Origin of the sequence: Bordetella genomosp. 5 (genome assembly GCF_002261475.1) — a bacterium.
Classification (GTDB): domain Bacteria; phylum Pseudomonadota; class Gammaproteobacteria; order Burkholderiales; family Burkholderiaceae_B; genus Bordetella.
Window position 1 is genome coordinate 410083 of the sequence record NZ_NEVN01000009.1, and the last position, 18142, is coordinate 428224.

Below are 18142 nucleotides of genomic sequence, written 5' to 3' on the forward strand. Positions count from 1 at the left end.
TGTCTTATAGTCGTCCTTCCTGGACCGCGTGACATGCCACTACGCCGGGCCCGGCGGGCATCAGGACCGGCACTTCCTGCTTGCAGCGCTCGTTGGCATGCGGGCAACGCGGATGGAACGTGCAGCCCGTGGGCGGGTTGAGCGGGTTGGGCACCTCGCCCGCCACGGCCGTGCGGCGCTTGCCCGTGCCTTCCAGGTCGGGGATGGCCTCGAGCAGCATCCGGGTGTAGGGATGCCGCGGCGTGGCGAACACGTCGTCGCGCGGCGCCACCTCCACGATGCGGCCCAGATACATCACGCCGACGCGGTCGGCCACATGGTGCACGACCGCCAGATTGTGCGAGATGAACAGGTACGTCAGCCCCAGCTCGCGCTGCAGCTCCTTCATCAGGTTGAGCACCTGCGCCTGCACCGACACGTCGAGCGCGGAGGTGGGCTCGTCGCACACCAGGAATTCCGGCCGCACGGCGAGCGCGCGCGCGATCGAGATACGCTGGCGCTGACCACCCGAGAACTGGTGGGGATAGCGGCTCTGATCGGCCGGGTCCAGCCCCACCTGCGTGAGCAGCTCGGCCACGCGGATCTGGCGCTCGGCCGCGCTCATGTCGGTGTGGGTGAGCATCGGCTCGGCGATGATGCGGCCCACGCGCCAGCGCGGATTCAGGCTGGCGAACGGATCCTGGAAGATCATCTGCAGCCGGCGCCGCAACGCCCGCCCCGAACGGCCCTGCATGCGCTCGACCGGTTGCCCGTCGAACTGGATCTCGCCGCGGGTCAGGCCGTACAAGCCCACCAGCATGCGGGCCACCGTGGACTTGCCGCAGCCCGACTCGCCCACCAGCGCCAGTGTTTCGCCACGCGCGATGTCGAACGAGACGCCGTCGACGGCGCGCAACATCTGGCGCGGCTTGCGCGCCATCACGCGCTCCAGCCAGGGTTGCGACACGTCGAACCAGCGCGCCGCGTCGCGAACGGAAATCAGGGGGGCCGTCATGCCGCCACCTCCACATCGTGCAACCAACAGGCCGCGCGGGACGTGCCCGCCGGCAACAACTCGGGGCGCTCCTGCGTGCAGCGCGGCATGCGCCGCGTGCAGCGCGGATTGAATGCGCAGCCCGGCGGAATCGCGGTCAGACGCGGCATGCTGCCGTCGATCTGCACCAGACGCTCCACGTGCCCCTTCATGCTGGGGATCGATCCCATCAGGCCCACCGTGTACGGGTGCTGCGGCTGATGGATCACATCGGCGACCGGGCCGATCTCGGCCAGGCGGCCCGCGTACATCACCGCCACGCGATCCGCGGTCTCGGCGATCACGCCCATGTCGTGCGTGATCAGCATGACCGAGGCGCCCTGCTCGCGGCACAGCTTCTTGAGCAGATCGATGATCTGCGCCTGAATCGACACGTCGAGCGCGGTGGTGGGCTCATCGGCCACCACCAGCTTGGGCTCGGCGGCGAGCGCCAGTGCGATCACCACGCGCTGACGCATGCCGCCCGAGAACTGGTGCGGATAGTGGTCGATACGCTCGCGCGCCGCCGGGATGCCGGTGGACGCGAGCAGCTCGATCGCACGCGTGCGCGCCTGGCTCCAGGTCATGGGCAGGTGCGTGACGATGGTCTCGGCCAGCTGGTGCCCCACGGTGTAGAGCGGGTTGAGCGAGGTCAGGGGGTCCTGGAAGACCGCGCCGATCTCGCGCCCGCGCACGCGCCGCATGGCCTCGTCGCCGAGGTTGTCGATGCGGCGGCCCGACAGCAGGATCTCGCCACCGCTCACGCGGCCCGGCGGCTCGAGCAGGCCGATGATGGCCGCCCCGGTCAGGGACTTGCCCGCGCCGGACTCGCCCACCACGCCGAGCACTTCGCCCGGCGCGATCGAAAATGAGACGTCATCGAGCGCCTTGAGCACGCCATGACGGTTCGGAAATTCGACCGATAGATTCTTTACTTCCAACAATGCGCTCATGGTCGCCTCAATTCAGTCGCGGGTTGAGCGCATCGCGCAGCCAGTCGCCCAACAGGTTGACCGACAGCACCAGCAGCACCAGCGCCACTCCCGGGAAGATGGTGATCCACCATTCGCCCGAGAACAGGAAATCGTTGCCGATGCGGATCAGGGTGCCCAGCGACGGCGAGGTCGGCGGCACACCCACCCCGAGGAACGACAGCGTCGCCTCGGTGATGATGGCGGTGGCCAGATGCACCGTCGCCAGCACCAGCACGGGCCCCATCACATTCGGCAGCACGTGGCGGAACATGATGACCGGCGTGGACACGCCGATCACGCGGGCAGCCTGCACGTACTCGCGGTTTTTCTCGACCAGGGTCGAGCCGCGCACGGTGCGGGCATATTGCGGCCAGCCGGCCAGCGCGATCGCGCCGATCAGCACCGGGAACGCGATCACCTCGTGCAGCTCGCGCGGCACGGCGGCACGCGCCACGCCATCGATCAGCAGCGCGATCAGGATGGCGGGAAACGACAGCTGCACATCGGCGACGCGCATGATGAACGCATCGACACGGCCGCCCACGTAACCCGAGAGCAGGCCCAGCACGATGCCGATCACCATCGACAGCGCCACCGACGCCAGGCCGATCAGCAGCGACACCCGGGTGCCGTACAGCAGCGCCGAGTACAGGTCGCGGCCCTGGCTGTCGGTACCGAGCAGATACTTGGACGAGCCGTTCTCTTCCCATGCCGGCGGCAGCAGCGCGTCGAGCAGCTCCACCGTGGTCAGGTCGAACGGATTATGCGGCGCCACCCAACCCGCGCCGAACGAACCGATCAGCAGCAGGACGAGAATCACGGTCGCCACGATGGCGACCGGCGCGTGGCGCCAGGACCAACAGAGGTCGCTGTTCCACCAGCGTTTGAGCGTGGCTTGCATCAGTGACCTCCCCGGGCACGGCCCAGACCCGCGCGCAGACGCGGATCGACAACGAAATACAGCAGATCGACCACCAGGTTGATCACCACGAACACCAGTGCGATCAGACAGAGGTAGGCTGCCATGACGGGAATGTCGGCAAACTGCACCGCCTGGATGAACAGCAGACCCATGCCGGGCCACTGGAACACGGTCTCGGTCACGATGGCGAAGGCGATGATGCCGCCGAGCTGCAGGCCGGTGATCGTGATGACCGGCACCATGGTGTTCTTCAGGGCGTGACCGAAGTGGATGGCCCGGCGCTTGAGGCCGCGCGCCCGCGCGAACTTGATGTAGTCGGTGCGCAGCACCTCCAGCATCTCCGAGCGCACCAGTCGCAGGATCAGCGTCATCTGGAACAGCGACAGCGTGATGGTCGGCAGGATCAGGTGCTTCCAGCCGGTCGGCGTGAGCAGCCCGGTGGTCCACCAGCCCAGTGCCACGGTCTCGCCCCGGCCGTAGCTCGGCAGCCAGCCCAGCGTGACCGAAAAGATCATGATGAGCAGAATGCCGATCAGGAAGGTGGGCAGCGATACGCCCAGCAGCGAGCCGGCCAACACGATCTGGGACAGCATGCCGTTGCGGCGCAGCGCGGTGTAAACGCCGAGCGGCAATCCCACCACGAGCGCCAGCAGCGCGGCGGCGAAGGAGAGTTCGAGGGTGGCCGGCAGGCGGCTGCGGATCAGGGACGAGACCGGCTCGCTCTGGCGCAGCGACATGCCGAAGTCGCCTTGCACGGCGTTGCCGACAAAGCGCGCGAACTGGACCGGGGCGGGATCGTCCAGGCCGAGTCGTTGGCGCAGCTCTACGCGTTCGGCGTCCGTGGCGTCCTGCCCGAGCATGATGGTGACGGGGTCACCCACATACTGGAACAGCACGAACGCCAACAGGGCCACCGTAAGCATGACCGCGCCTGCCTGCAACAGGCGGCGAAGAATGAATGCGAACATGGGGAATGGAAAGCAAGACGCGGCGGCGTCTCACGACGCCGCCGCTGGAGAGGAAAAACCGAGGTCAGTCGACCTTGACCCACTCGGCCACGAGGCGGTTGTCGGCGCGGTGCGTCACGCTGACATTCTTGCGCATGGCCCACGGGATGACCTGGTCATGCAGCGGGATGTGGCCGAATTCCTTGGCGTGGATCTCCAGCACCTTGTGAATGTCGGCGTCGCGCTTGGCCACGTCGGTCTCGGTCTTGACGCGATCGATGATGGCGTCGACTTCCTTGTTGCTGTAATCGCCGAGGTTGTACATGCCGTCGGCGCCTTCACCCTTGGTGCGGATCAGGTTCTGCAGCGTGTACATCGCGTCGAAGGTCGGCACGCCCCAGCCGAACAGATACACGCTGGTGTCGCGGTTCTGCACCTTGGGGAAGTACGTGGCGCGCGGCATCGCGTTGAGCGAGGCCTTCACGCCGACCTTGGCCCACATGCCGACCACGGCCTGGCAGATGGCTTCGTCGTTGATGTAGCGGTTGTTCGGGCAATCGAGCGTGAAGTTGAGCGTGCCGTCGTAGCCGGCTTCTTTCAGCAGGGCGCGCGACTTCTCGGGATCGTAGGGCACGCGCTTGGCCAGCGCTTCGGTCCAGCCGTGCACCTGCGGCGCGATCATCGTGCCGGTCGGGGCCGACAGGCCGCGCATCACGGCGCGCTTGATGGCGTCGACGTCGATGGCGCGGTACAGGGCCTCGCGCACGCGCACGTCCTGGAACGGGTTCTTGCCCTTGATGTTCGAGTACAGCAGCTCCGGACGCTTCTGGTCGTAGCCGATGTAGATGGTGCGGTATTCGTTGCCTTCGACCACCTTGGCTTCGCGGCGCAGGCGATCCAGATCCTGGGCAGCCGGGTCGAGCACGAAGTCGATTTCGCCCGACAGCAGCGCGGCCGTGCGGGTGGCGTTCTGCTTGATCGGCGTGAAGACCACTTCGGTCACGTTGCCGACCTTCTTGTCCTTGTTCCACCAGCCGGCGTGGGCGGCGAACACGGTGCGCACGTCGACTTCACGCGACTTGAGCTGGTAGGGGCCGGTGCCGTTGGTGTTGCGCGCCGCGAAGGTTTCTTCCTTGTTGACGAAGTCCTGCGGCTTGGTGACGTTGTGCTTTTCGGCCCAGGCCTTGTTCATGATGAACACGTTGGGCAGCTGGCGCAGCAGGACCGGATTCGGGGCGGACGTTTCGATCTCGACCGTCAGGTCGTCGATCTTGCGCGCCTCTTTGATGCCGGTGGTGTAGGCCTTGTAGTTCGAGGTGGGCGCCATGGCGCGGTGCACCGAGAACACCACGTCGTCGGCCGTGAAGGCGGCGCCGTCGTGGAACTTCACGCCTTCGCGCAGCTTGAAGCGATATAGCGTGGGGGAAACCTGCTCCCAGGAGGTGGCCAGGCGCGGCACGACCTTGAACGAGGCGTCGTAGTCGACCAGCGGCTCGTAGATGTAGCTGTTCGCCGCGATGGTCATGCCCTCGTTTTGCGAGTGCGGATCCATCGTGAGGATGTCGCCCTGGGCAGCCCAGCGGAAGGTCTTGGCGTGCCCGATGGTGGGGGCAGCGACGGCGGCGGCGATCGCGATAGCAATCAAGGTGCGGCGCATGATAGCTCCTGACAGGTATCTGAATATTAAAGACCGGCGGATATTGCCTAGGCCCGACAGCGCCGTCAATTAGGGGTTTCTGCCCATGCGGGCCACTTATTACCGCAGGTTGTGAAACCGGGGACAGTGAGACGGGCGTCTCTTCAGAGCGCCACAGCGAGCGCGACGCCGTCGCGCTGGGGGTCGGCGCCGCCTTGCAGCGTGCCGGTCATGCGCGACACCACGTGGGGCGCGGCGAAGGCGTAGCTCTGGCAGGAGCGATGGATAGTCTGACCTTGCGCCTCGACGGCGTCGGTCACATAACGCGGGATCCGGTTGGACACGTCGATCGCGTTGCCGGTGACCGAGATGCGCGGCGCGGCCACGGCTTCGAAGGCACTCATGCCGAAATCCACCAGATTCACGACCGTCTGCGTGAGGGCCGACGCGATGGCCGTGCCGCCCGGCGCGCCGAGCGCCGCCTGGACTTCGCCGTCGCGAAACAGCAGCAGCGGGCATTGCGAACTGGTGCGGCGCTTGCCCGGGCCGATCGAGGCGGGCCGGCCCGGACGCGGGTCGAAGCCGCTGAGCAGGCCGTTGTAGAGCACGCCCAGGCCGTCGGTGATGATGCCGGAGCTGGTGCCCAGGCTGTGCGTGAGCGTGACCGCGTTGCCCGCGGCGTCGATCACGCAGACCTGCGTGGTGTCGCGCGGTTCGGCGGCGATGCCGGGTGCGAGCCGGGCCAGCTCCGCGGGCACGCGGTCGCGGATGCGCGCGGCGATCGACGCCGCGTGTGCCTGCGACAGCAGTTGCTCGACGGGCACCGTGACGAACTCGGGGTCGCCGATCAGCGTGTCCTTGTCGATCGTGACCCACTTGAGCGCGCGGGCCAGCAGATCGAGGTAGGCCGGACTGTTGTGACCAAGCGCGGCCACGTCGAATTGCGCCAGCACGTGCAGCGCCTGGATCAGCGTGAGGCCGCCGGCGGGCGGCGGAAAACCGGCCACGCGCCAGCCGCGATACTCGCCACACAGCGGCGCCACTTCGGCGACCCGATACGCGTTCAGGTCGGCCAGCGTGAGCAGGCCGTCGTGCGCGCGCATGTCGTCGGCGATGCGCCCGGCGATCTCGCCGCGGTAAAAATCCGCCGCGCCGACGCGCGCCAGATGTTCCAGCGTGGCGGCGAGGTCGGGGTTGTGCAGGCGCTCGCCGGGCCGCTTGAACTGGCCTTCGGCATCGAGGTACACCGCGCGGCCGGTGGCCGTCAGCGCAAGCCGCTCGCGCGTCTCCAGCATGCCGCCGCGCGCGCGGTCGAGCGCGCCGTACTGGTACATGTGCGGGCGCACCACCACGCCTTCGCGCGCGTGCCGCAGGGCCGGCGCCAGCGCGTCGGCAAACGACCACGTGCCGTAGCGCGACAGCGCATGATCGAGGCCCGCGAGCGTGCCGGGCGTCCCGATCGACTGATAGCCGGCCTCGTTCACGTTGCCCTCGACCACGAAGGCGTAACCATCGGGCGTTTCGTTCAGGGGCAGATGCGCCCAGATGTCGGGGCGCGCCGCGGCCGGCGCCCGGGCGCAGAAGTCGATGCAGGTGTGCACGCCGCGTGCGGGCAGCGCGATCTGCAGGGTGCCGTAGCCCGCGATGCCGGCCATCATCGGGTCCACCACGCACTGCGTGAACGCGGCGGCCACGGCGGCATCCACCGCGTTGCCGCCGTCCATCAGCACGCGCGCGCCGGCCTCCGCGGCCTCGGGCTGCGCCGCGCAGATCATGGCGCGGCGCGAACTCACCCGCGGGCTCCGGTGGCGTCGCGCAGGGCCAGGATGAAGGCGTTGAGCGCGGCGTCGCGGTCGGGCTCGTTGGGGCTCACGTAGCGCGGTTCGGGATAGGCCGCGAGCTGCACGACCGCCAGCTGCGCGCGCGTATCGATGAAGATGCGCTGGCCGGAATGGCCCATGGCCATCATCGCGCCGTCCTCGCGCAGCCACCAGCTGTAGCCGTAGGCGATCAGCCCCAGCGCCTGGCGTTGCGCCGTGTGCAGGTCCGCCGGAATCCGGAAGGCCGGCGTGCCGGATTGCGCCACCCAGCCCTCGGGCAGGATGCGTTCGCCGCCGACCACGCCGTCGTCCAGCACGAACTGCGCGAAGCGGCCGATATCGCGCAGCGTCATGCCCGCGCGGCTGCCGCCGATCTCCTGACCGTCGTCAGATTCGAGCGTGTAGAACCCGTCGAACTCCATGCCGCACGGCTGCCAGATGCGGCGCGACATGTAGTCGGCCAGCGTGCCGCCGGTGGCCGCGCTCAGCACGGCGCCCAGCAGATAGGTGTCGCCCGTGTTGTAGTGCCAGATGCGCCCTGCGTCGTGCGCGCGATGGCAGGCCCGCAACAGCGCCAGCACACCGCCCGGCACCTTGTCGGCCAGCGATTTGCTGTAGCGGTTCACGTCCGACGCCTTGTCGGTGTAGTTCTCTTCCCAGGCAATGCCCGACGACATCGTGAGCAGATGGCGGACCGTGACGGCGTCGTAGGCACAGCCGGCCAGCGCCGGCACATAAGCGGTGACCGGGTCATCAAGGCTGGCGATCGCGCCATCGCGCAGCGCCGCGCCGGTGAGCATGGCGGTCATGGATTTGACCGTCGACATGGTCGACCAGCGCTCCTGCGGGCGAAAGCCCAGCCCATAGCGCTCGAGCACGATGTGGCCGCGATGAATCGCGATCAGGCCGGCCACGTTGTTGCGGTCCATCAGGTCGGCCACGCCCAGCGTCTCGCCGGCCTGATCGAAGCGCACATCGATCTCGGGCGCGCGCGGCATGGGCCGGGGCTGCGCGCCCCGGCGGATGGTGCGGGTGGCGAACAGGCGGTCGACGATGCGATAGCCGTACGACTGCAGGCAAGGCGGCCACAGCAGGAAGTCTTCGCCGCGCGGCAGATGCTCGACGGCCTCGGCCAGGGGCGGAGTGGGAATGGCGTTCATGGTGTCTCAAGAAAACGCCGGGCGCGCGGCCCGGCATGACTCAGTCGTTGCGGATGCCCAGGCGTTTGACGATGGGGCCCCACACCTCGGCTTCGGTCGTCATGGATTGCGCCACCGACTCGGGCCCCAGGGCCTTCGGCGGCGTCATGTAGATCTCGTCCATCTGCTTGCGCACCGCCGGGTCGGCCCAGAACTTGCGCGTGGCCTCGGTGAGCCGCGTCACGATCTCGGGCGGCGTGCCCTTGGGCGCCATCAGGCCGTACCAGGCATCGCCGGGGAAGCCCTGCACGCCCACTTCGGCGATCGTGGGCACGTCGGGCAACTGCGCGACGCGGTCGGTGCCGAAGATCACCAGCGGCACGGCCTTGCCGGTCTTGACCTGCGGCACCGCGCCGGTCAGCGCGTCGGAGGTCAGGTCGATCTGGCCGCCGATCAGATCCATCATCGCGGGCGCTGCGCCCTTGTACGGCACATGCGACATCTTGATGTTGAAATGTTCGGCCAGGAACGCGACGTTCAGATGGGTCGAGTTACCGATGCCGGCCGAGCCGTAGTTGAGATGGCCGGGATCGGCCTTGGCCTTCTTCACCAGATCCTCCACGGAGCGGATCCCGGTCTTGGGATTGGCCACCAGCACCTGCGAGGTGCCGGCGATCTTCGTTATCGGATCGAAATCGCGCGTGGGGTTGTAGGCCAGCTGCGAGTAGGTGAACGGATTGACCGACATGTTGGAGGTGCTGCCGAACAGCAGCGCATGACCGTCCGCCGGCTGTTTGGCCACGAAGGCGGCCGCGATGCTGCCGTTGGCGCCGGGCTTGTTCTCGACCACCACGGTGCCGCCGATTTCCTTGCTGGCGTAGGCGGCCCAGGCCCGGGCCAGCGCATCGGCCGCACCGCCCGCGGCCACCGGCACCACCACCGACACCGGACGCACCGGCCAGTTGGCGGCGGCAGCCGGAGCGGCAATGCTCAGCGCGAGCGTGCCGGCCGCGGCCAGCCCCAACAGACGTTGAACCAGGGGTGAAACCGACTGCGGAAAGGGCGAACGATGGGCCATGGCCGGTTGCTCCAGAGAATTCGGACAGTGAAGGCCCGCATTCTGGAAGCCCGTTTTCATTACGTCCAATGCATAATTCATCATCAAAGCATAATCAGAACGTAATAAAACAAGGGGCGCGGATGAACCTGCAGCAGCTCGAACACTTCCTCGTCCTCGTGGAAACCCAGTCTTTCAGCCGCGCGGCGGCCAAGTTGCATCTCACGCAGCCCGCCCTGAGCCGCAGCATCCAGGCGCTCGAAGAGACGCTCGGCGGCCGCCTGCTCGAGCGCGACAAAGGGAAAACACTGACGGCGCTGGGCGAGCTGGCCATCGTCCGCGCGCGCCGTATCCGGGTCGAACTCGCCGAGCTGCGCCGCAGCGCCAGCCTGCTGGCCGATTACGCGGGCGGCACGCTGCGACTGGGTCTGGGACCCACGCCCACCGCGATCCTGTCGCTGCCGCTGCTGCGCGAGATGAAGGAGCGCTACCCGGCGATCAAGCTGCTGCTGAGCGGGGGCACGCCCGAGATGCAGGTGCAGGAACTGCGCGAGGGTGCGGTCGACGCGCTGGTGGTGCACCGCAATCACATCCCCGCCGACGCCGACCTGCACCTGCGCTTCTTCCCGCGCACGCCGCTCGGTTTCGTGGTGCGCGCCGGCCATCCGCTCGCCGGCCGGCACGCGCTCGATTTCGATGCCCTGCGCCGCTATGCCGTCGCGGCCAGCGGCCGCGCGATCAGCGACGAGGTGATGCACCGGCTCAACGCCTATTTCGGTCCGCCGGTGCACTTCATCGACGCCATCCAATATCAGTCGAACGACATCCAGGCGCTGGTCGATCTGGTGCGCACGACCGATACCGTGTTCTTCGGTGTGCTGCAGGTGGCGCAACCGGCGATCGCGCGCGGCGAGCTGGTGCAGATGGAACTGCGGCCCGAGCTGGCGTTGTCATCGCAGTTCGTCTTCGTGACGCTGGAGGGCAAGACGCTGCCCCCCGCCCTGCTGCGGCTCGGCGAGCTTTGCATGCAGTACCTGTCGGGCCCCCTGGATCCCCATTCGGGCTGAGCCCGCATCGGCCGCCGTGCGGCGCCGGCGCGGTCAGGTTTCTTCGTCGTCGGCGGGCTCGAGGGGGGTGCCCATCAGGGCGCGCAGCATCTCCATCAACTGGGCCGCGCGCTCATGGCCGAAGGGCCGCAGCACGGCATCCTGATGCTCGAGCGCGGCCGCGCAGAGCGAGCCCACCAGCGCGTGGCCCTTCGCGGTGATGCGCACACGCGTCTGGCGCCGGTCGCTGCGAACCCCGGCGCGCACCACCAGGCCGTCGGCCTCGAGTCGTTGCACCACTTTGCTGAGCGTGGGTTGCTTGGTCAGCGCGAGCGCCGCGAGCGAACCGATGGTTTCACCGGGGCTGCCTTCGAGACTGGCCAGCACCCGCCACTCGGTCACCGAGATGCCGGCCTCCTTGGCCTGGCGGTGGAACTCGGCCGAGATGCGATGGCTCGCCTGCGCGAGCAGATACGCCAGGTAGTTGTCGACGAAACGGGGACTGCCTTCGCCTGCCTCGGATGCCGCTGTGTTTTTCTTCATGAGTCGTCCGCGCCCATCGTTGCTGAATTGCACCACCGCTGATTCGTGACCCGGGCAGCGTCCGTAACGGGCCGCCGAACCCGCACCGCTGACGCATCGCAGCAGCCTGCGCACCAGCCCGGTGCCGCCTCGGTCAGGTCTGCACCACATCGTGTCGCGATGCTGTTGCGCAGCATAGGGTTAGCCCTGAATAAAACCCGCCGTCTGCACCACTTTCAGGCATCGTGCCAGCAGCGAAAGCACAGGACAACGAGTATATACACCCTTGTTTTAGCGTGATATTTTTTTCTTTCAATGAAATTTCATGTTTTTCATTGACAGCTAAAAAGTTGACTTCTAAAGTATTTTCGCGGTGCCAGAAAAACAGGAAGTGCGTGTTGCCACGCAACATTCCAACGCGGGCCTGAGGTCCGTGCTCAAGGGGTTTCTCGATGGCGGAAAGGTCGTTCAAGAAAGAAGTCCAGCAGTTGCGCATTGGCGCGGGCGAAGAGTTCCGCGGCGAAGGCATTCTTGCCGTCACCAAGGGCCTGCTGCAGTCCGGCGTGGGGTACGTCGCCGGCTATCAAGGCTCGCCCATCTCGCATCTGATGGACGTGCTGGCGGATGCCAACGACATCCTGCAGGAGCTGGGCGTGCACTTCGAGGCCAGCGCCTCGGAGGCCACCGCCGCGGCCACGCTCGCCGCCTCCGTCATGTACCCCATTCGCGGCGCCGTCACCTGGAAATCCACGGTGGGCACCAACGTCGCCTCCGACGCCCTGGCCAACCTGGCCTCGGGCGGCGTGACGGGTGGCGCGCTGGTCATCGTGGGCGAAGACTACGGCGAAGGCTCCTCCATCATGCAGGAGCGCTCCCACGCGTTCGCAATGAAGTCGCAGATCTGGCTGCTGGATCCCCGCCCCAACCTCGAAAGCATGGTGCAGGCGGTCGAAGACGGCTTCTCGCTGTCCGAGGCGAGCAAGACGCCGGTCATGCTGCAACTGCGCATCCGCGGCTGTCACGTGCATGGCCGCTTCATCGCCAAGGACAACCAGCGCCCCGCCTTCTCGCTCGCGCAGGCGCTCGAAGCGCCGCAACGCGACACCAGCCGCATCGTGCTGCCGCCGGCCTCGTTCCTGCACGAACAGGAAAAGATCAAAGAGCGTTGGCCTGCCGCCATCTCGTTCATCAAAGAGCGCAGGCTCAACGAGTTCTTCGATGGCGAGCTGCAGGACGTGGGCCTGATCCTGCAGGGCGGGCTGTACAACGGCGTGATCCGCGCGCTGCAGCTGCAGGGCCTGGCCGATCACTTCGGCAACAGCCGCATTCCGCTTTATGTGATGAACGTCACGTATCCCGTGATCGAAGACGAAGTGCTGGACTTCTGCCGCGACAAGCGCGCGGTGCTGCTGCTCGAAGAAGGGCAGCCCGATTACATCGAACAGAATCTTCACGCCGTGCTGCGGCGTGCCGGTGTCACGACTCAGCTTTCCGGCAAGGATGTCCTGCCGATGGCGGGCGAGTACACGACCCAGGTGATGCGCGACGGCATCCGCCGATTCATGGCGGCCCATGCGCCGGAGGCCGTGCAGACCCACGCGCCCGCCGCCGCGGACGCCCAGGGCGAGCGCCAGCTTCAGGCCACCGAGGTGACGCGCGCGCGCCCCGCCCCGGCCGCACGCCCGGCCGAGCAGCCCGTCACGTTCATGCGCCATGCGGCCGACCTGGCCAGCGTCGTGCCGCCGCGGCCCGCCGGCTTCTGTACCGGCTGTCCCGAGCGGCCGATCTTCTCGGCCCTGACCCTGGCCCAGGAAAAGCTCGGCCAGCATCACATCTCCTGTGACATCGGCTGCCATCTGTTCTCGATCCTGCCGCCCTTCAATCTGGGCGCCACCACGATGGGTTACGGCCTGGGCGCGTCGAGCGCCGCGGCGTTCAACGTGCCGGCGGCCAAGCGGCCGATCTCGATCATGGGCGACGGCGGCTTCTGGCACAACGGCCTCGCCTCGGGCATCGGCAACGCCGTGTTCAACAAATACGATGGCGTGATCGTCATCGTGGACAACTTCTATTCCTCGGCCACCGGCGGGCAGGACATCCTGTCATCGCGCGCCGAGAATCCCGACCGCTCCACCAACAATCCGATCGACGCGGCCGTGCGTGGCGTCGGCGTGAAATGGGTGCGCACGATCGACCACACCTACGACGTGTCGCGCGTGCGCGCCGTGCTCGAAGAGGCGCTCACCACCGACGAGGGCGGGCCCAAGGTCATCATCGCGCAGTCGGAATGCATGCTGAACAAGCAGCGCCGGATCAAGCCGCTGTTCAATCGCGCGGTCAAAGAAGGCAAGCGCGTGGTCAAGGAGCGCTTCGGCGTCGACCCCGACGTCTGCACCGGCGATCACGCCTGTATCCGGCTGTCGGGCTGCCCTTCGCTCTCGGTGAAGGACAGCGGCGACCCGCTCAAGCCCGACCCGGTCGCACACGTCGAAAGCAGCTGCGTGGGCTGCGGCAACTGCGGCGAGGTCGCGCACGCCGCCGTGCTGTGCCCGTCGTTCTACCGCGCCGACATCGTGCACAACCCGAGCGCGGGCGACCGCCTGCTCGCTCGCGTGCGCAACGGCGTGATCGGCTTCCTGCAACGCCGCCGCGCCGCTCGCCTCAACCGCTACGCCCTGTGAGCGCCCGATGAGCCTGACCGATACCGCCCGCACCGAACCGATCAAGATCGCCATCCTGGCCATGGGCGGCCAGGGTGGCGGCGTGCTCGCAGACTGGATCGTGGAGCTGGCCGAGCATGCCGGATGGTGGGCACAGACCACCTCGGTGCCGGGCGTGGCCCAGCGCACCGGCGCCACCATCTACTACCTCGAACTGCTGCCGGAGACCGAAGTCGCGCGCGCCGGACGACAACCCGCGCTGGCGCTCATGCCCACGCCGGGCGACGTCGATCTCGTGGTCGCCGCCGAGCTGATGGAAGGGGGCCGCGCCATTACCCGCGGGCTCGTCACCCCGGAGCGCACCACGCTCATCAGCTCATCGCACCGCAGTTATGCGGTGAGCGAGAAATCCGCGCCGGGCAACGGCATCGCCGATCCGAACAAGGTGCTGGATGCCGGCCGCGACGCCGCCCGCCGCTTTCTCTGCTTCGATCTGCAGGAGCTGGCCGACCGCAACGGCAGCGTGATCAGCGCCAGCCTGTTCGGCGCCGTCGCCGGCAGCGGCGCCCTGCCGTTTGCGCGCGATGCCTACGAAGCCACCATCGAGCGCGCCGGTGTCGGGGTGCAGGCCAGCCTGCGCGCCTTCGGCGCCGGTTACGCCGCCGCGGTGCAGGCGCCGGCCCAGCCCGATGCCATCGTGGCACCCGATCATCTGCCCGAGGTGCCCGAACACGCCGCCTCCCCCGCCACGCAGACGCTGCTGGATCGGGTGCGGCGCGACTTTCCGGGCGCGGCCCAGCCGCTGATGGTGGCGGCGCTGCGCCGATTGATCGACTACCAGGACCCGGCTTATGCCGGCGAGTACCTCGATCGCATGGACACGCTGGCCGCCCTGGACCGTCAGCACGGCGGCGACGCGGCGGGCTGGGCGCTGACCTGTGCGGCCGCGCGCCACCTCGCGGTGGCGATGGCCTACGACGACGTGATCCGTGTCGCCGACCTCAAGACGCGCGGCACCCGCACCGAGCGCGTGCGCGCCGAGGTCGGCGCCAAGCCCGATCAGCTGGTCTACACCACCGAATTCGTGCATCCCCGGCTCGAGGAAATCTGCGGCACCCTGCCCGTGCGCCTGGGCCGCTGGCTCGAGCATTCGCGGGGCTTCGGCCGCTTCGTGGAAAAGCGGCTCGCGCGCGGCAAACGCATGCGGCTGGGCACGCTCCCGGGCTTTCTGGCGTTTTACGGACTGGCCGGCATGCGACGCTTCCGGCGCACCACCCTGCGCCACCAGATCGAAAGCGAGGCCCTGCAGACCTGGCTCGCGCTGATCGCCCGCATCGCGCCCACCGACTACGCGCTGGCGGTCGAAACCACGCTATGCCGCCGTCTGGTCAAGGGCTACAGCGACACCCACGCCCGCGGCCAGAGCAAGTACCACACGCTGATCGACGCGGCGGGCCGCATGCTGGGCCAGCCCGACGCCGCGGCGCGGCTGCGCGAACTGCGCGAGCTGGCGCTGGCCCAGGCCAGCTGCGCGCCGCTCGAACGCCGCGCCGCCGAACACCTTCCCGCCTGACATTTGAATCGAGATCCATCGTGGCTCCGCTGAAACTCGTCGTACGTGACATCCGCCAAGAATCCCCGCTGATCCGCTCGGTCTGTCTGGAGCGGTCCGACGGCGGCGCGCTGCCCGCCTTCGGACCCGGCGCGCACCTGAAGATCACGATCCCCGGCCTGGCCGAGCCGCGCTGCTATTCGCTGATCGCCACCGAAGGTGGCGCCGCCGGTTTCGCACAACCGGCGCGCTACCGCCTCGGCGTGCGCCTCGAAGACAACAGCCAGGGCGGTTCGCGCCACATGCACGCGCTCGCCGTGGGCGATGAGCTCGAAGCCGAGGGCCCCAAGAACGACTTCCCGCTGCACGAGGCCCCGGCCGGCGAAGCGCCGGTGGTGCTGATCGCGGGCGGGATCGGCATCACGCCCATCGCCGCCATGGCCGCCGCGCTGGCCGGCGCCGGCCGCGACTACGCGCTGCACTACACCGGCCGCAGCCGCGAGCAGCTGGCGTTCGCCGGCGAGCTCGAGGGTCTGGCGGGCGGCGCGTTGCGCCTGTACGCCGACGACGAGCCCGCCGCCCGCTTCGACCTCGATGCCCTGCTGGCGGCGAGCACGCCGCATCAGCACCTGTATGTGTGCGGTCCCAAGGGCCTGATCGACGCGGTGATCGCCAAGGCGGCCGAGCGCGGCTGGCCGCCGGCGCACGTCCATTTCGAACTCTTCACCACGGCGACGGCCCAGGCCGGCGACCAGCCCTTCGAAGTCGAGCTGCGCCAGTCGGGCAAGGTTCTTACCGTGCCGGCCGACAAGACCATCGTGGATGTGCTCGAAGAGGCCGGCTGCGACCCGCTGTACGACTGCAAGCGCGGCGAGTGCGGCGTCTGTCAGGCCACCGTGCTGGAGGGCGAGCCGGACCACCGCGATTACTACCTGTCAGCGGCCGAGAAGGCCAGCGGCACGGTCATTCAGATGTGCATCTCGCGCGCCAAGTCGGCCCGCCTGGTGCTGGACCTGTAGAGGCAGACATGGCGAGCCCACGCTACCGCGACAATCCCGACGCCGTCCGCGCCCTGGTGCGCGAGACCGAAGTGCACAAGGATCTGTTCACCAGCCCCGAGCTGTTCGATCTCGAAATGGAACACCTGTACGCCGCGACCTGGGTGTACGTGGGCCACGAGAGCCAGGTGCCGAACAACGGCGACTACATCACGACCACCGTGGGCGCGCAGCCCGTGGTGATGGTGCGCCACACCGACAAATCGGTACGCGTGCTGTACAACCGCTGCCCGCACAAAGGCACCATGGTGGCGGGCGATGCCTGCGGCAATACCGGCAAATTCTTCCGTTGCCCCTACCACGCCTGGACCTTCAAGACCGACGGATCGCTCCTGTCGATCCCGCTCAAGAAGGGCTACGACCCCGAGGTGCTGTCGTCCTGCGAGGCCAGCAGCGGCATGGCGGCCGTGGGCGCCGTGGAAAATTATCGCGGCTTCATCTTCTGCCGCCTCAACGCGCAGGGCCAGGATTTCGCGGCGTTCTTCGGCGAGTCGCTCAGCACCCTCGACAACATGGTCGACCGCTCGCCCGAGGGCCGGCTCGAGGTGGCGGGCGGGGTGTTCCGCTACGTGCACCGCTGCAACTGGAAGATGCTGGTCGACAACCAGACCGACACCTGCCACCCGATGGTGGCGCACGAGTCCTCGGCGGGTACCGCCGTGAGGGTCTGGGAGGCCGCGCCCGAGGGGACGCCCAAGCCCATGGCCGTGGAGCTCTTCGCGCCGTTCATCTCGCCCTACGAATTCTTCGAGAACATGGGCATCCGCGTCTGGGAAAACGGCCACGGTCATACCGGCGTGTCGGATTCCATTCACGCGTCGTACTCCACGATCCCGGGCTACTGGGACGCGATGGTGAACGCCTACGGCGAGGACCGGGCCCATGCCATCCTGGGCGAGGTCCGCCACAACACCGTGTACTTCCCCAACATCATGGTCAAGGGCCCGATCCAGACGCTGCGCATCTTCAAGCCGCTGGCCGCCGACCGCACGCTGGTCGAGTCGTGGACCTTCCGGCTGGTCGGCGCGCCCGACCTGCTGCTCGAACGCACCCTCATGTACAACCGCTTGATCAACGCGCCCACCTCGGTGGTGGGCCACGACGACCTGGAGATGTACGAGCGCGCCCAGCAAGGCCTGGCGGCCCGCTCGCACGACTGGGTCAACGTGGCGCGGCTGTGGCAGGCCGACGAGCAGAGCCAGCGCAACGTCGTCACCAACGGCACCAACGAATGGCAGATGCGCAACCAGTACCGGGCCTGGGCCCGCTACCTCACCGACAGCATGGAGGCCCGCGCATGAACGCGCCGCTCGACCAACGCCTCGCCGATTTCGTCTACGCCGAAGCCCGCCTGCTCGACGAGCAGCGGTTCGACGCGTGGCTGGCGCTTTTCACCGCCGATGGCCATTACTGGATGCCGCTCGCCCACGACCAGCAGGACGCGCGCCTGCATGCGTCGCTGATGTACGAAGACCAGCTGCTGCTACGCGTGCGGATCGAACGCCTGACGGGCAACCGCACGTTTTCGCAACAGCCGCGCAGCCGCTCGCATCACCTGCTGCAGGCGCCCACCGTGGAACACGACCACCCCGAACATCAGCCCGACGAAGGCCGCTACGTGGTGCGCAGCGCCTTCCATTACGTGGAGTCGCGCCAGGACGAGCAGACCCTCTACGCGGGCTGGGCCACGCATCACCTGGTCGACCAGGACGGCGCGCTGCGCATGCGCCTCAAGCGCGTCGATCTGCTGAACTGCGACGCGGCCTTCGGCAACATTCAACTGTTCATGTGAGGAGC

The 18142-nt window shown here is 67.9% G+C and carries 16 protein-coding genes; 6 read left to right on the plus strand and 10 right to left on the minus strand.

The genetic code is table 11. The features are described 5' to 3' along the window. Window positions 1–4 precede the first annotated feature (4 nt). From CEK29_RS18315 to CEK29_RS18350, 8 genes are all read right to left on the minus strand, one after another. Entirely contained in the window at window positions 5–994 is a 990-nt protein-coding gene (locus CEK29_RS18315; protein WP_094802894.1) for an ABC transporter ATP-binding protein, read from the minus strand. Further along, window positions 991–1965, minus strand: coding sequence for an ABC transporter ATP-binding protein (locus CEK29_RS18320; protein ID WP_094802896.1), 975 nt, complete (start codon window positions 1963–1965; stop codon window positions 991–993). Before CEK29_RS18320 ends, CEK29_RS18315 begins: the two co-directional genes overlap by 4 nt. A 7-nt stretch (window positions 1966–1972) precedes the next feature. Beyond that, window positions 1973–2887 carry an ABC transporter permease gene (locus CEK29_RS18325; RefSeq protein WP_094802898.1) on the minus strand — a complete coding sequence of 305 codons (915 nt, stop codon included), beginning with the start codon at window positions 2885–2887 and terminating at the stop codon, window positions 1973–1975. Beyond that, a complete protein-coding gene (locus tag CEK29_RS18330) occupies window positions 2887–3876 on the minus strand; it encodes an ABC transporter permease (protein ID WP_094802900.1) in 990 nt (329 codons plus the stop codon). The genes CEK29_RS18325 and CEK29_RS18330 overlap by 1 nt, the downstream gene beginning before the upstream one ends. A gap of 64 nt (window positions 3877–3940) precedes the next feature. Beyond that, entirely contained in the window at window positions 3941–5512 is a 1572-nt protein-coding gene (locus CEK29_RS18335) for an ABC transporter substrate-binding protein (RefSeq protein WP_094802902.1), read from the minus strand. A gap of 143 nt (window positions 5513–5655) precedes the next feature. After that, the gene (locus CEK29_RS18340) at window positions 5656–7284 is read right to left on the minus strand and encodes a gamma-glutamyltransferase family protein (RefSeq protein WP_255176190.1); all 1629 of its coding nucleotides are present in this window, start codon (window positions 7282–7284) and stop codon (window positions 5656–5658) included. After that, a complete protein-coding gene (locus CEK29_RS18345; RefSeq protein WP_094858897.1) occupies window positions 7281–8471 on the minus strand; it encodes a serine hydrolase domain-containing protein in 1191 nt (396 codons plus the stop codon). The genes CEK29_RS18340 and CEK29_RS18345 overlap by 4 nt, the downstream gene beginning before the upstream one ends. A 40-nt stretch (window positions 8472–8511) precedes the next feature. After that, window positions 8512–9528 (minus strand): Bug family tripartite tricarboxylate transporter substrate binding protein, encoded by a 1017-nt coding sequence (locus tag CEK29_RS18350; RefSeq protein WP_249279151.1) that lies wholly within the window; start codon window positions 9526–9528, stop codon window positions 8512–8514. A gap of 122 nt (window positions 9529–9650) precedes the next feature. Here CEK29_RS18350 and CEK29_RS18355 point away from each other — a divergent pair, with 122 nt between their 5' ends. Then, window positions 9651–10574, plus strand: a complete 924-nt coding sequence (locus CEK29_RS18355) for a LysR family transcriptional regulator (RefSeq protein WP_094802906.1) — start codon at window positions 9651–9653, stop codon at window positions 10572–10574. Window positions 10575–10607: 33 nt separating this feature from the next. Here CEK29_RS18355 and CEK29_RS18360 read toward each other — a convergent pair whose 3' ends face one another. Further along, on the minus strand, window positions 10608–11096 hold the full coding sequence (locus CEK29_RS18360) for a MarR family winged helix-turn-helix transcriptional regulator (protein WP_094858952.1): 489 nt from the start codon (window positions 11094–11096) through the stop codon (window positions 10608–10610). 133 nt (window positions 11097–11229) lie between these two features. Beyond that, window positions 11230–11547 carry a hypothetical protein gene (locus tag CEK29_RS23735; RefSeq protein WP_141217952.1) on the minus strand — a complete coding sequence of 106 codons (318 nt, stop codon included), beginning with the start codon at window positions 11545–11547 and terminating at the stop codon, window positions 11230–11232. Between CEK29_RS23735 and CEK29_RS18365 the strand changes: the two genes are divergently transcribed. The 5 genes from CEK29_RS18365 to CEK29_RS18385 are packed head-to-tail and all read left to right on the plus strand — an operon-like array spanning window position 11528 to window position 18137. After that, complete coding sequence (locus tag CEK29_RS18365) at window positions 11528–13756, plus strand: indolepyruvate ferredoxin oxidoreductase subunit alpha (protein ID WP_094858898.1); 2229 nt, start codon at window positions 11528–11530, stop codon at window positions 13754–13756. The genes CEK29_RS23735 and CEK29_RS18365 overlap by 20 nt on opposite strands. A 7-nt stretch (window positions 13757–13763) precedes the next feature. Then, window positions 13764–15308 carry an indolepyruvate oxidoreductase subunit beta family protein gene (locus CEK29_RS18370; protein WP_094858899.1) on the plus strand — a complete coding sequence of 515 codons (1545 nt, stop codon included), beginning with the start codon at window positions 13764–13766 and terminating at the stop codon, window positions 15306–15308. A gap of 20 nt (window positions 15309–15328) precedes the next feature. Then, a complete protein-coding gene (locus CEK29_RS18375) occupies window positions 15329–16306 on the plus strand; it encodes a PDR/VanB family oxidoreductase (RefSeq protein ID WP_094858900.1) in 978 nt (325 codons plus the stop codon). Between the two features lie 8 nt (window positions 16307–16314). Beyond that, window positions 16315–17646 carry an aromatic ring-hydroxylating dioxygenase subunit alpha gene (locus CEK29_RS18380; protein WP_094858901.1) on the plus strand — a complete coding sequence of 444 codons (1332 nt, stop codon included), beginning with the start codon at window positions 16315–16317 and terminating at the stop codon, window positions 17644–17646. Beyond that, window positions 17643–18137, plus strand: coding sequence for an aromatic-ring-hydroxylating dioxygenase subunit beta (locus CEK29_RS18385; protein ID WP_094802916.1), 495 nt, complete (start codon window positions 17643–17645; stop codon window positions 18135–18137). The genes CEK29_RS18380 and CEK29_RS18385 overlap by 4 nt, the downstream gene beginning before the upstream one ends. Window positions 18138–18142: the final 5 nt, after the last annotated feature.

What these genes read in the sequence shown, in the direction of transcription:
- CEK29_RS18315 (WP_094802894.1), bottom strand. Translation starts at nt 994, where the DNA reads ATGACGGCCCCCCTGATTTCCGTTCGCGACGCGGCGCGCTGGTTCGAC.
- CEK29_RS18320 (WP_094802896.1), bottom strand. Translation starts at nt 1,965, where the DNA reads ATGAGCGCATTGTTGGAAGTAAAGAATCTATCGGTCGAATTTCCGAAC.
- CEK29_RS18325 (WP_094802898.1), bottom strand. Translation starts at nt 2,887, where the DNA reads ATGCAAGCCACGCTCAAACGCTGGTGGAACAGCGACCTCTGTTGGTCC.
- CEK29_RS18330 (WP_094802900.1), bottom strand. Translation starts at nt 3,876, where the DNA reads ATGTTCGCATTCATTCTTCGCCGCCTGTTGCAGGCAGGCGCGGTCATG.
- CEK29_RS18335 (WP_094802902.1), bottom strand. Translation starts at nt 5,512, where the DNA reads ATGCGCCGCACCTTGATTGCTATCGCGATCGCCGCCGCCGTCGCTGCC.
- CEK29_RS18345 (WP_094858897.1), bottom strand. Translation starts at nt 8,471, where the DNA reads ATGAACGCCATTCCCACTCCGCCCCTGGCCGAGGCCGTCGAGCATCTG.
- CEK29_RS18350 (WP_249279151.1), bottom strand. Translation starts at nt 9,528, where the DNA reads ATGGCCCATCGTTCGCCCTTTCCGCAGTCGGTTTCACCCCTGGTTCAA.
- CEK29_RS18355 (WP_094802906.1), top strand. Translation starts at nt 9,651, where the DNA reads ATGAACCTGCAGCAGCTCGAACACTTCCTCGTCCTCGTGGAAACCCAG.
- CEK29_RS18360 (WP_094858952.1), bottom strand. Translation starts at nt 11,096, where the DNA reads ATGAAGAAAAACACAGCGGCATCCGAGGCAGGCGAAGGCAGTCCCCGT.
- CEK29_RS18365 (WP_094858898.1), top strand. Translation starts at nt 11,528, where the DNA reads ATGGCGGAAAGGTCGTTCAAGAAAGAAGTCCAGCAGTTGCGCATTGGC.
- CEK29_RS18370 (WP_094858899.1), top strand. Translation starts at nt 13,764, where the DNA reads ATGAGCCTGACCGATACCGCCCGCACCGAACCGATCAAGATCGCCATC.
- CEK29_RS18380 (WP_094858901.1), top strand. Translation starts at nt 16,315, where the DNA reads ATGGCGAGCCCACGCTACCGCGACAATCCCGACGCCGTCCGCGCCCTG.
- CEK29_RS18385 (WP_094802916.1), top strand. Translation starts at nt 17,643, where the DNA reads ATGAACGCGCCGCTCGACCAACGCCTCGCCGATTTCGTCTACGCCGAA.